Below are 12,644 nucleotides of genomic sequence, written 5' to 3' on the forward strand. Positions count from 1 at the left end.
CGATGAGAGCCGGGAACAAGGGCGTAGCGGTGAGACCTGAAGCGACTGTTAGTTTCCGTTTGGCTGCAAATTCAAAGCGAGTCGTTCACCGTTGCGGTGGCTGCATATAAAACAGGGCCGGAAGTGAACGGAACCTTAGCCGATCCTTCATAAGCAAGCCTCACCAGCCCCCCTGGCTCGATCAAAACCCCGCCTCAACCTCTCTCATATCCGGCAGCTTATGCGCTATCCCTTTGTGGCAGTCGATACAGGTTTTACCGTCTTTGATCGCTTCATCATGCATTTTGGCGGCCACGGTTTTCTGTGCCGTAAAATCCATATAGTCGAAATTGTGGCAGTTTCGACACTCCTGCGAGTTGTTGTTCTTCATGCGCCGCCACTCGTTTTGCGCCATCGCCAGACGGTGATCGTCAAATTTCTGTGGCGTGTCTATCAGGCCAAAAGCTTTGGCATACAGCTCCTTGCTGGCCTGAATTTTACGGATCATTTTTGGCACCCATTCATGCGGTACATGGCAGTCCGGGCAGGTGGCGCGCACGCCGCTACGGTTGTTGTAATGCACCGTGCCCATATACTCCTCATAGACGTTATTGCGCATTTCGTGGCAACCGATGCAGAACTCTTCGCGGTTGGACATTTCCATTCCGGTGTTGAAACCACCCCAAAAGATTATCCCGGCAGCAAAACCGATAAGCAGCAAGGTGCCGAGCGCTAACCGGCTTGGTCTGCGCCACCACCGCCACACGCGCTTAATGATGCCGGGTTGACGAGTTGATTTATCCATAACTTATTTCCCAAACCCTTTGGATGGCTCGAAGGTATTTTCAACAATCGGGGCAACATCCGCCTGGGGTACATGGCATTGAAGGCAGAAATAGCGGCGAGGCGCCACGTTCGATAACACTTTGCCGTCGCTATCCATAAAGTGCGTTGGGCTGACGCGCGGCGCCCCCGTGGTACGGTAACTTTCAACGCCGTGGCACTGCAGGCAGCGGTTGCTGGTCGTCGTGACCTGGTAACCGTCCACGCTGTGCGGGATCATCGGCGGCTGATTAACGTAGTTCAGCGCCATCCGTGGCTGCTGTTTTGGCATACCCACCGCCCCTTCCGGCGTGCCGGACACTTCTGGCGATTGATTGAGATCCACGCCGTTTGCCGCCCAAAGCGCGCCGCTGATAACCAGAGTGAATGCCGCTCCCCATTGAAACAACGCCTTCATCAGGCCTTGGTTATTCATGATTTAGCTCCCAGGCTCCATCGAATTGTTATTCTGAAAACATCCTCCGGGCGGATATCGATGCCGCGCCCGAAGGACATAGCTTGTTAAACCTTTGCCAGCTTCACGGCGCACTTCTTGAAATCCGCCTCTTTAGAAAGCGGATCGGTAGCGTCGAGCGTCAGGTTATTCACCAGCTGCGCGGCGTCGAAGAACGGCATGTAGACCAGGCCCCGAGGCGGCTTGTTACGGCCTCGGGTTTCGACGATGGAAACCACTTCCCCACGGCGGGAAATCACCTTCACTTTGTCGCCACGGCGCAGACCGCGCTCTTGCGCATCCAGCGGATGAATAAACGTTACGGCTTCCGGGAAGGCACGATGCAGCTCCGGCACGCGGCGCGTCATGCTGCCGGTGTGCCAGTGCTCAAGCACACGCCCGGTAGAAAGCCACAGGTCGAACTCCTGGTCCGGCGCTTCCGCCGCCGGCTCGAACGGCAGCGCGAAGATCACCGCTTTCCCGTCCGGCTTGCCGTAAAACTTGTAGCCTTCCCCGGCCTTCACGTAAGGATCGTGACCTTCGCTGTAGCGCCACTGGGTTTCTTTCCCGTCGACCACCGGCCAGCGCAAACCCCGCGCTTTGTGGTAGTCGTCAAACGGGGCGAGATCGTGCCCGTGTCCGCGACCAAAGCTGGCGTACTCTTCAAACAGGCCCTTTTGCAGGTAGAAGCCCAGCTCGCGGGACTCGTCGTTTAGCTGTTTATCTGTCAGTTCGGTTAGCGGGAACTTGCGGACCGCGTCGCTGGTAAACAGCACGTCGAACAGAGTCTTGCCCCGGTACTCGGGTTTCTTCTCAAGAAGGTCGGCAGGCCAGACATCCTCGACCTTGAAGCGTTTTGCAAAGGTCACCAGCTGCCAGAGATCGGACTTCGCCTCGCCCGGCGCGATCACCTGCTGGCGCCAGAACTGCGTGCGGCGCTCGGCGTTGCCGTAGGCGCCCTCTTTTTCCACCCACATGGCGGTCGGCAGGATCAGGTCGGCCGTCAGCGCACTGATGGTTGGGTAAGGATCGGAGACGATGATGAAGTTGCGCGGATCGCGCCAGCCCGGCATACGCTCTTCGGTGATATTCGGCCCGGCCTGCATGTTGTTGTTGCACATCACCCAGTACACGTTGAGCTTGCCGTCTTTTAGCGCTCGGTCCTGCGCCACTGCGTGCAAACCCACTTTGGCTGGGATAGTCCCGGCCGGCAGCTGCCACGTTTTTTCGACGATTTGCCGGTGTTTTTCGTTAGTGACGACCATGTCCGCCGGTAAGCGGTGCGCAAATGTGCCCACTTCACGCGCGGTGCCGCAGGCAGAGGGCTGCCCGGTCAGCGAGAACGGCCCGCAGCCCGGCTGAGAGATTTTCCCGGTCAGCAGGTGCAGGTTGTAAACCAGGTTATTAGCCCACACGCCGCGCGCGTGCTGGTTAAAACCCATCGTCCAGTAGGAAATCACTTTCTTATTCGGGTCGGCATAAAGCTTCGCGAGCGCTTCAAGCTGGTCTTTCGGTACCCCGCTCATTGCAGCGGTTTTCTCCAGCGTGTACTCGGCAACGAACGCTTTGTACTCGTCGAAGCTCATCGGCTCAGAGGCGTCAGACCCCGGATTCTTCGCGGCTTTTTCCAGCGGGTGAGTCGGGCGCAGCCCATAGCCAATATCCGTCACGCCCCGGCGCAGGTTAACGTGCTGCTTAAAGAACGACTCGTTAACCGCATTGTTCTGAATGATGTAATTGGCGATGTAGTTCAGGATGACCAGATCGCTTTGCGGCGTGAACACCATGCCGTTATCCGCCAGCTCAAAGCTGCGGTGCTGGAAGGTCGAAAGCACCGCCACATTGACGTTTTCATCGGACAGGCGGCGGTTAGCAATGCGCGACCAGAGCACCGGGTGCATTTCCGCCATGTTAGAGCCCCAAAGCACAAAGGCGTCCGCCTGTTCGATATCGTCATAACAGCCCATCGGCTCATCCATGCCAAAAGTGCGCATAAAGCCGACGACGGCAGATGCCATACAGTGGCGCGCGTTTGGATCGATGTTGTTAGAACGGAAACCCGCCTTAAACAGCTTCGCGGCGGCGTAGCCTTCCCACACAGTCCACTGGCCGGAGCCGAACATGCCGATGCCTTCCGGGCCTTTGTCTTTTAAGGTGGCTTTGAATTTCTCTTCCATCACATCAAAGGCTGTTTCCCAACTGACCGGCTGGAATTCCCCCTCTTTGTGGTACTGCCCGTCTTTCATGCGCAGCAGCGGCTGAGTCAGACGATCTTTTCCGTACATGATTTTTGGCAGGAAGTAGCCCTTAATGCAGTTCAGACCGCGGTTGACCGGCGCTTCCGGGTCGCCCTGGCTGGCGACGACGCGGCCATTTTGGGTCCCCACCAGCACGCCGCAGCCGGTACCACAGAAGCGGCACGGGGCTTTGTCCCATTTAATAGCATCGGGTTTGCCTACCACCGCACGAGCCACGCCCGGTGCGCTTAGGCCCGCCGCTGCGGCGGCTGCGGCAACGGCATTCGCTTTCATAAAGCTACGACGACTGAGTTTCATGGTGCTTCCTCACCTTGTTCATTCTGCTGGTGATAAACCAGCGACACCGCCAGCACGCCGGAGATATTGCGTGCCCGCTCAATTTGTTCGAGCAGCGTGCTGCTCTCGGCTGCCTCGATAACCACCGCAAGTTTGCCGCTGTCGATATCGTCAACCGCAACCTCGCTGCCCGGCAGGGCATTGATCGCGCTGCGTATGGCAGCGACATGTTCAGGTTTGGCCTGAACCACCAGGCCGCATACGTGCCAGTCAGACTGCATTTTGTGGCCTCAGAGTGATGGCTGAAGTCGGGCAAACGGCAACACAAGCGCCGCAGCCGTGACAGGCAGATGAAGAAATCCGTGGACGGGACACGTCCTGAAGAGTGGGGATGAACCGAATGGCCTGCGGCTCACAGGCATCTTCACAGCTGCGGCACTCCACCTGATGCCAGGCCAGACAGGTTTCGCTGAGCTGTAATGTCAGTGACCAGGGTTGAGCCGATTGCGGGGCAAAAAGCCGCTGTGGGCAAACGTCCGCGCACGCGTAGCAGAAGGTACACTCGCCCCGGCTAAAGTCGATTTCAGGGTAGCCGCCCTGGCCGCGGCGAAGCACCCGGCTTTGACAGGCGGTAATGCAAATATCGCAGCGCGTGCAGTCCAGCAGAAAATGAGATTCATCGCCGCTCCACGGAGGGCGAATGGCGGGAGTAGAACTGTGCCAGCCTCCGGTCAGCAGGCCGCGACGGGTCAGTTTAGCCATTGGGCAGATCCTTGCTCAAAATGCCCGGCCAGGTCGACACCGGGTAGAAACGTTTTTCTTTTTATCCGCGGATTTTCTGCGGTTTTTACGGCATTTAAGGTATGTGACGAGGGGTTACAAAAGCATCCCCATAAAGGGGTAAATGCCGGGGTCGGATCAAAGAGGTGAACGGTTTCGGCGCGACGGGGACGAATCAGCAGATGTAAGGCAGACGTTATGATGTGGCAAAGCTTGCGTTAAATGCGGCAGGATTTTTCGCGCCGGGGTGCAAAAGTCGCCGCCAGACGTTTGCGTCTAACGCAGATTCTGGTAGGTTTCGCTCCACCGCATTCTTTAAAGGGTTATTCCCCCGTGACAGTCAAACGCTCGGTCTCCACCAGCCTTGCCCGCGCTTTCTTTTCGATCGTTTTGCTGTCGTTGCTTTCAACCGGCATCGCGATGCTGACGCTCGCCAGCAGCCTGAAAGACGCGGAAGCGGTGAATATTGCGGGCTCGCTGCGCATGCAGAGTTACCGTCTTGGCTACGACCTGCAGGGTGATCCCAAAGCCGTTGCGGCACATTTACAGCAGTACCAGCAGTCGCTGGATTCCCCGACACTGCAGCAGCTCAACCGCTTTTGGGTGCCCGACGAGGTTAAGACTCGCTATAACTCGCTGCAGGATGCCTGGCAGCAAATGCAGAAGCACATTCAGAACGAAGATATCGACTGGTACCGCTACAACATCGCCGCCTATGTCGAACAAATCGACCTGTTTGTACTGGCGCTGCAGCACTATGCCGAGCGAAAAATGATGCAGGTTGTCGCAGCTTCGGTGGTCGGTTTTATGGCGATTTTCACCCTCGTGTTCTTCACCTTGCGCCGTATTCGCCAGCAGGTGGTTGCGCCGCTAAATACGATGGTAGAAGCCAGTCAAGCCATTGAGCGCGGCGAGTTTACGCCGCCCAATCTCGACCGCTCATTACCCAATGAACTGGGTGCGCTGGCGCAGGCTTTTATCCGCATGGCGGATGAGCTGCAAAAACTCTACCGCTCCTTAGAGCAGCAGGTGGAGCAAAAGACCCTGAGGCTGCAGGAAGCCAACCGTATGCTCGAAGTGCTTTACAGCTGCTCTCAGGCACTGAACGTCAGCACCATCAACCGCGACTGCTTCGTGCAGATCCTGCAAATTATCCACCAGCATGAGGCGGTTAGCGCCCTGCAAATGCAGGTCGGCGAAAACTGGCGCCTGACGGAAGGCTCCCCGGTACAGGACGAAGAATGGCATACCCTGCCGCTGGTCCAGCAGGACAGCGCTTTTGGTACGCTGCGCTGGCAATCGTCAGGTAAACCCCCTTCCCCACAACTGATGAAAAGCGTTGCCACCATGCTGGGGCGAGGCGTGTACTTTAATCAGGCACAGAAACACTATCAGCAGTTGCTGCTGATGGAAGAGCGAGCCACGATTGCCCGGGAGCTGCATGACTCTCTGGCACAGGTTCTCTCTTATCTTCGTATCCAGCTCACGCTGCTGAAGCGCGCGGTGCCGGAAGACAATCAGCCCGCTCAGCGTATTGTTGGGGACTTTTCTCAGGCCCTGAACGACGCTTACCGCCAGCTGCGCGAACTGCTCACCACCTTCCGCCTGACGCTGCAGCAGGCGGATTTACCTGCCGCGCTGCAGGAACTGCTTGAACCGCTGCGCGAGCAAACCCAGGCAGAGATAAGCCTGGCATGCAGCATGCCGACCCAGGCGCTGGATGCTTCTCAGCAAATCCATCTGCTGCAAATCATCCGTGAGGCGGTGCTGAATGCGATTAAACACGCGAATGCGAGCCATATTGAGATTGTTTGCCGCTCAGAAAGCGGCGGAGAGCATTACGCCTCGGTCTTTGACAATGGGCACGGCATTGCCAGCCTTGAAGAGCCGGAAGGTCACTACGGGCTGAATATCATGCACGAACGCGCGGGTCGCCTGGGCGGGGAACTAACAATATCTCGTCCGCCGCAGGGCGGAACACTTGTGGAGGTCCATTTCTCCTCCACTCCCCCGGCGGGTGCCGGTGGTCATAACAATAATTAGCTTTATTCAGGAGTTAGCAATGTCTGAGCACACGGTTTACCAGGTTTTAATCGTCGACGATCATCCGCTGATGCGGCGCGGAGTCCGCCAGCTTCTTGAGCTGGACAGTACGTTTTCCGTAGTAGGTGAAGCCAGCGGCGGCGCAGAGGCCATCAGTTTAGCGAATCGGCTGTCGCCGGATTTGATTCTGCTCGACCTGAACATGAAGGGCCTGAGCGGCCTTGATACGCTCAACGCCCTGCGCCGGGACGGGATCAGCGCTCGCGTGGTGATCCTGACGGTGTCCGACGCCCGCAGCGATATCTTCACGCTGATTGATGCCGGGGCCGATGGCTACCTGCTAAAAGACAGCGATCCGGAGGTTTTACTGCAGGATATTCACCGCTGCCTGACGGGTGAGAAAGCGTTTAGCGAGCAGGTTCGCGAGTGCCTGTTTAACCGTGGCAGCGAACGGCAGAGTAGCGATCCGTTTGCTATTCTCACTGAACGCGAGCTGGACGTGCTGTCAGAGGTGGCTCGCGGGCTGTCGAATAAGCAAATTGCCAGCGGGCTGCATATTTCAGAAGAGACGGTAAAAGTGCATATTCGTAACCTGCTTCGTAAGCTGCAGGTTAGATCGCGCGTCGCGGCCACGGTATTATTTTTGGAAAGTCGAGGTTAAAACGACCCAATAAAAGGTACGGTTACAAATCCTGCCAATTCCAAAGCATATTTACACTATCTCCTAAATTTCTCCACGTTTGACTAAGTGGTTAAAGCTACAGTGATGCGGTTATTGATAACAATTAGAAGCTTTTAAAGGGGTCCTGACCGCATGGCGAATTTTTTCATATCTCGCCCCATTTTTGCCTGGGTGCTGGCAATTTTGCTTTGCCTGACCGGGGCACTGGCTATTTTTTCGCTGCCCGTCGAGCAATATCCCGACCTCGCGCCGCCAAACGTGAGGATCACCGCGAACTATCCGGGCGCTTCCGCCCAAACTCTGGAGAACACGGTTACCCAGGTCATCGAACAAAGCATGACCGGCCTGGACAACATGATGTACATGTCGTCCCAAAGCAGCAGCGCCGGTCAGGCCACCATCACCCTGAGCTTTAAAGCCGGGACCGACCCGGACTCTGCCGTCCAGCAGGTGCAAAACCAGCTGCAGTCAGCGGTGCGAAAATTACCGCAGGATGTGCAGACTCAGGGCGTCACGGTGAACAAAACCGGTGATACCAACATCCTGATGGTGGCATTTGTATCCACCGACGGCAGCATGGATAAGCAGGACATCGCCGACTACGTCGCCAGTAACGTGCAGGACCCGATGAGCCGCGTGAACGGCGTCGGCAGCGTGGATGCCTACGGCTCGCAGTATTCCATGCGCATCTGGCTGGACCCCAACAAGCTCACTAACTACCAGATGACGACCCAGGACGTCGTCACCGCCATCAAATCCCAGAATGCGCAAATTGCCGTCGGCCAGCTTGGCGGTACCCCGGCGCTGGACAAACAGGCGCTGAACGCCACCATCAACGCCCAGTCGCTCCTGCAAACGCCGCAGCAGTTTAAAGACATTACCCTGAGGGTGAATCAGGACGGCTCGCTGGTCACGCTTGGGGATGTGGCAGACGTTGAAATGGGCGCGGAGAAATATGACTTCCTGAGCACCTATAACGGCCAGGCCGCTTCCGGGTTGGGCATTAAGCTGGCCTCCGGTGCCAACGAGATGGAAACCGACAAGCTGGCCCGCGCCAAAATCGAAGAGCTTTCGCAGTTCTTCCCGCACGGCCTTGAGGCCAAAATCGCCTACGAAACCTCCCCGTTTGTGAAGGCCTCGATTACCGACGTGGTGAAAACGCTGCTCGAAGCGATCCTGCTGGTGTTCCTGGTGATGTACCTGTTCCTGCAAAACTTCCGCGCCACGCTGATTCCGACCATTGCGGTGCCGGTGGTTCTGCTCGGTACTTTCGCCGTGCTGTATGTCTTCGGCTACAGCATTAACACGCTGACGATGTTCGCGACGGTGCTGGCCATCGGCCTACTGGTGGATGACGCCATCGTGGTGGTAGAAAACGTCGAGCGTATTATGAGCGAGGAAGGCCTCTCCCCTCGAGAAGCTACCCGCAAATCAATGGGCCAAATCCAGGGCGCGCTGGTTGGCATCGCTATGGTGCTGTCCGCCGTGTTTGTGCCGATGGCCTTCTTCGGCGGCACCACTGGCGCAATTTACCGCCAGTTCTCGGTCACGATTGTCGCCGCCATGGTGCTGTCGGTGCTGGTCGCGATGATCCTCACGCCGGCCCTGTGCGCCACCATTCTTAAGCCGCTGCACAAAGGCGAGCACCACGGCCAGAAAGGCTTCTTCGGCTGGTTTAACCGCACCTTTAACCGCAGCGCCGAACGCTACGAAAATGGCGTGGCCAGAATTCTCGCCCGCAGCGTGCGCTGGATGCTGATTTATGTCCTGCTGCTCGGCGGCATGGTGTTCCTGTTCCTCAAGTTGCCAACCTCGTTCCTCCCGCAGGAAGACCGGGGCGTATTTACCACCTCCGTGCAGCTCCCCAGCGGCGCAACCCAGCAGCAGACCACCAAAGTGGTGCAGCAGGTGGAACGCTATTACCTGACCGAGGAGAAAGCCAACGTCGTTTCGGTGTTCTCCACCATTGGCGCAGGCCCCGGCGGGAACGGGCAAAACGTCGCCCGAATGTTTATCCGCCTAAAGGACTGGGACGAGCGCAGCGCCGACGGCAGCTCGTTTGCCATCATCGAACGAGCGACCAAAGCCTTTAATAAGATTAAAGAAGCACGAGTCATTGCCAGTAGCCCGCCAGCGATTAACGGCCTGGGCAACGCCGCAGGTTTTGATATGGAGCTGCAGGATCACGCCGGTGCCGGGCACGACGCGTTAATGCAGGCGCGTGACCAGCTTTTGGAAATGGCCAGCAGTGACCCACAGCTCACGCGAGTACGCCACAACGGCCTGGACGACAGCCCACAGCTGCAAATCGATATCGACCAGCGTAAAGCTCAGGCGCTCGGCGTCTCGATTGACGATATCAACAACACGCTGCAAACCGCCTGGGGCTCAAGCTATGTGAACGACTTTATGGATCGCGGCCGCGTGAAAAAGGTTTATGTTCAGGCTGCGGCCAAATACCGCATGCTGCCGGACGATATCAACAGCTGGTATGTGCGCAATAAAACCGGCGGCATGGTGCCTTTCTCCGCCTTTGCCACCTCCCGCTGGGAAACCGGCTCGCCTCGTCTGGAGCGCTACAACGGCTATTCCGCGCTGGAAATTGTGGGTGAAGCCGCGCCGGGCTTAAGTACTGGCACCGCAATGGATATCATGGAACAGCTGGTGAGCAAGCTGCCAAACGGCTTTGGCCTTGAGTGGACGGGCATGTCCTATCAGGAACGCCTCTCCGGCGCGCAGGCTCCTGCCCTGTATGCCATCTCGCTGCTGGTGGTGTTCCTGTGCCTTGCGGCGCTGTATGAAAGCTGGTCGGTACCGTTCTCCGTTATGCTGGTCGTACCGCTTGGGGTGATAGGCGCACTGCTCGCCACCTGGATGCGCGGCCTGGAGAACGACGTTTATTTCCAGGTCGGGCTGCTGACGGTGATTGGGCTTTCGGCGAAGAACGCCATTCTGATCGTCGAATTTGCCAATGATCTGAACGCCAAAGGCCAGGACTTGGTCGCTGCCACACTTGAGGCCTGCCGCCAGCGCCTGCGCCCAATATTGATGACTTCGCTGGCGTTCATTTTCGGCGTGCTGCCGATGGCGACCAGCACCGGGGCGGGCTCCGGCAGCCAGCATGCGGTAGGCACGGGCGTTATGGGCGGGATGATCTCCGCCACCGTACTGGCCATCTTCTTTGTGCCGCTATTCTTTGTGCTGGTGCGCAGACGCTTCCCGCTGAAAGAGCATCACGACTAAGCGCCGCAGATCTTCGGCCACAAAAAAGGCGACCTCTAAAGGGTCGCCTTTTTACTGATGTTCGCTGAGTATTCAGTACCAGAATATCGCGCCGTTGCTTTTTATGCCGGAACGCTTATTTGCGCAACATATCTTCGATGAAGTCTTTCCACTGCCCTAATTCGTGCTCAATCATAACCGCCTCTCTTGATGTTGGCGCAATTATACGCGGATATATTCTGCGATTGAACCCTTTTTGAGCGGCGAAGTCTTGAGCGTCTTCACAAATATATTGTTAGCAGAATAATGATTTAGCCTGAAATCGCGGCTCGATAATTCCCCTCACCTGCGGCAAAATGGTTGCCCTCTGAAAAATTAAAACGGGACCGACCGCCACCATGATCACCATGTACGGCATTAAAAACTGCGACACCATCAAAAAGGCGCGCCGCTTTCTGGAAGCTCAGGGCGTCGATTACCAGTTTCACGACTACCGCGTTGACGGGCTGGACGCCGCGCTGCTGAATGGGTTTATCGCAGAACTCGGCTGGGAAGCGCTGCTTAATACGCGTGGAACCACCTGGCGCAAGCTGGATGAAGCCCATCGCGCGTCCATCAACGACGCACAAAGCGCGGCGGCGCTGATGCTGGAGATGCCGGCAATCATCAAACGCCCATTGCTCTGCGCGCCCGGTCAGCCTATGCTGCTGGGTTTCAACCAAACTCACTATCAGCAGTTTATCAACGAGGTATAGTCTTATGTCCTGCCCGGTTATTGAGCTGACGCAACAGCTTATTCGTCGTCCTTCCCTGAGCCCGGATGATGCCGGTTGCCAGGCGCTGCTGATTGAACGCCTGCGCGCGATTGGTTTTACCGTTGAACACATGGATTTTGGCGATACCCAGAACTTCTGGGCCTGGCGTGGACAGGGCGAAACGCTGGCGTTTGCCGGGCATACCGACGTGGTCCCGTCAGGCGACGCCGACCGCTGGATCAACCCGCCGTTTGAACCGACTATTCGCGACGGGATGCTGTTTGGCCGCGGTGCCGCAGACATGAAAGGTTCGCTGGCGGCGATGGTCGTTGCAGCTGAACGTTTCGTCGCCCAGCATCCAAATCATAAAGGCCGCCTGGCGTTTCTCATCACCTCCGATGAAGAAGCCAGCGCGACCAACGGCACCGTGAAGGTTGTTGAAGCGCTGATGGCGCGTCGCGAACGCCTGGACTACTGTCTTGTGGGCGAGCCGTCCAGTACTGAAATCGTCGGCGACGTGGTGAAAAACGGCCGTCGCGGCTCTCTGACCTGTAACCTGACTATTCACGGCGTGCAGGGCCACGTTGCCTACCCGCATCTGGCGGATAACCCGGTGCATCGCGCGGCCCCGATGCTCGCAGAGCTGACGGGGATTGAGTGGGACAAAGGCAACGAGTTCTTCCCGGCCACCAGCATGCAGATTGCCAACGTGAAGGCCGGGACCGGCAGCAACAACGTTATCCCAGGCGACATGTTCGTCCAGTTTAACTTCCGCTTCAGCACCGAGCTGACCGATGAAGACATCAAGCAGCGCGTTATCGCCCTGCTGGATAAGTACGAACTGCGCTATACCGTCGAGTGGTGGCTTTCCGGCCAGCCGTTCCTGACCTCACGCGGTAAGCTGGTGGATGCGGTAGTGAACGCCGTTGAGCACTATAATGAGATTAAACCGCAGCTGTTAACCACGGGCGGTACATCTGACGGGCGCTTTATCGCGCGTATGGGGGCTCAGGTTGTTGAGCTGGGGCCGGTGAATGCCACCATTCATAAAATCAATGAATGCGTAAACGCCGCCGACCTGCAGCTGCTGGCCCGGATGTACCAGCGCATAATGGAACAGCTTGTCGCCTGACGGGCAGTCAACTGAACGAGGTATCAGCATGGAATGGCTATCGCATTACTGGTGGATTATCGTCCTGGTGTTATTGCTGGGGATGTTTATTAACGTGATTAAAGACCTGAGCCGAATCGACCCGAAAAAGTACATGGCAGACAAACCCGAGCTTCCGCCGCATCGTGATTTTAACGATAAGTGGGACGACGAGGACGACTGGCCTAAGAAGAAATAGCCACACGCCTCACTCCGGGGGATT

General features: G+C 57.2%; 12 protein-coding genes. 6 read left to right on the forward strand and 6 right to left on the reverse strand.

The annotated features are described in order from the left end of the window. Positions 1–181: 181 nt before the first annotated feature. From napC to napF, 5 genes are all read right to left on the reverse strand, one after another. A complete protein-coding gene (napC, locus tag CNE01S_RS08610) occupies positions 182–784 on the reverse strand; it encodes a cytochrome c-type protein NapC (protein ID WP_061275191.1) in 603 nt (200 codons plus the stop codon). A gap of 3 nt (positions 785–787) precedes the next feature. Further along, positions 788–1,237 (reverse strand): nitrate reductase cytochrome c-type subunit, encoded by a 450-nt coding sequence (gene napB, locus CNE01S_RS08615; protein WP_061275193.1) that lies wholly within the window; start codon positions 1,235–1,237, stop codon positions 788–790. 86 nt (positions 1,238–1,323) lie between these two features. After that, entirely contained in the window at positions 1,324–3,810 is a 2,487-nt protein-coding gene (gene napA / locus CNE01S_RS08620; RefSeq protein WP_061275195.1) for a nitrate reductase catalytic subunit NapA, read from the reverse strand. Continuing rightward, complete coding sequence (napD, locus tag CNE01S_RS08625) at positions 3,807–4,070, reverse strand: chaperone NapD (protein WP_061275197.1); 264 nt, start codon at positions 4,068–4,070, stop codon at positions 3,807–3,809. Before napD ends, napA begins: the two co-directional genes overlap by 4 nt. Next, positions 4,060–4,551 carry a ferredoxin-type protein NapF gene (gene napF, locus CNE01S_RS08630; RefSeq protein WP_061275200.1) on the reverse strand — a complete coding sequence of 164 codons (492 nt, stop codon included), beginning with the start codon at positions 4,549–4,551 and terminating at the stop codon, positions 4,060–4,062. The genes napD and napF overlap by 11 nt, the downstream gene beginning before the upstream one ends. A gap of 351 nt (positions 4,552–4,902) precedes the next feature. On the opposite strand from napF, the gene narQ reads away from it, so the two are divergent. The 3 genes from narQ to acrD all read left to right on the forward strand — a co-directional run bounded on the left by narQ (position 4,903) and on the right by acrD (position 10,537). Further along, positions 4,903–6,612, forward strand: a complete 1,710-nt coding sequence (gene narQ / locus CNE01S_RS08635) for a nitrate/nitrite two-component system sensor histidine kinase NarQ (protein ID WP_061275337.1) — start codon at positions 4,903–4,905, stop codon at positions 6,610–6,612. Positions 6,613–6,631: 19 nt separating this feature from the next. Beyond that, entirely contained in the window at positions 6,632–7,273 is a 642-nt protein-coding gene (gene narP, locus CNE01S_RS08640; protein ID WP_061275202.1) for a nitrate/nitrite response regulator protein NarP, read from the forward strand. 153 nt (positions 7,274–7,426) lie between these two features. Continuing rightward, positions 7,427–10,537, forward strand: a complete 3,111-nt coding sequence (gene acrD, locus CNE01S_RS08645) for a multidrug efflux RND transporter permease AcrD (protein WP_061275204.1) — start codon at positions 7,427–7,429, stop codon at positions 10,535–10,537. Between the two features lie 115 nt (positions 10,538–10,652). Here the strand turns inward: acrD and ypfM are convergent, their stop codons facing one another. Then, a complete protein-coding gene (ypfM, locus tag CNE01S_RS25215) occupies positions 10,653–10,712 on the reverse strand; it encodes a protein YpfM (protein WP_115586383.1) in 60 nt (19 codons plus the stop codon). 202 nt (positions 10,713–10,914) lie between these two features. Here ypfM and CNE01S_RS08650 point away from each other — a divergent pair, with 202 nt between their 5' ends. The 3 genes from CNE01S_RS08650 to CNE01S_RS08660 are packed head-to-tail and all read left to right on the forward strand — an operon-like array spanning position 10,915 to position 12,620. Next, entirely contained in the window at positions 10,915–11,271 is a 357-nt protein-coding gene (locus tag CNE01S_RS08650; RefSeq protein ID WP_061275207.1) for an ArsC family reductase, read from the forward strand. Positions 11,272–11,275: 4 nt separating this feature from the next. Continuing rightward, positions 11,276–12,403 carry a succinyl-diaminopimelate desuccinylase gene (gene dapE / locus CNE01S_RS08655; RefSeq protein WP_038480353.1) on the forward strand — a complete coding sequence of 376 codons (1,128 nt, stop codon included), beginning with the start codon at positions 11,276–11,278 and terminating at the stop codon, positions 12,401–12,403. 28 nt (positions 12,404–12,431) lie between these two features. Beyond that, a complete protein-coding gene (locus tag CNE01S_RS08660) occupies positions 12,432–12,620 on the forward strand; it encodes a YpfN family protein (RefSeq protein ID WP_061275209.1) in 189 nt (62 codons plus the stop codon). Positions 12,621–12,644: the final 24 nt, after the last annotated feature.

Origin of the sequence: Cedecea neteri NBRC 105707 = ATCC 33855 (assembly GCF_001571265.1) — a bacterium.
Lineage (GTDB): Bacteria > Pseudomonadota > Gammaproteobacteria > Enterobacterales > Enterobacteriaceae > Cedecea > Cedecea neteri.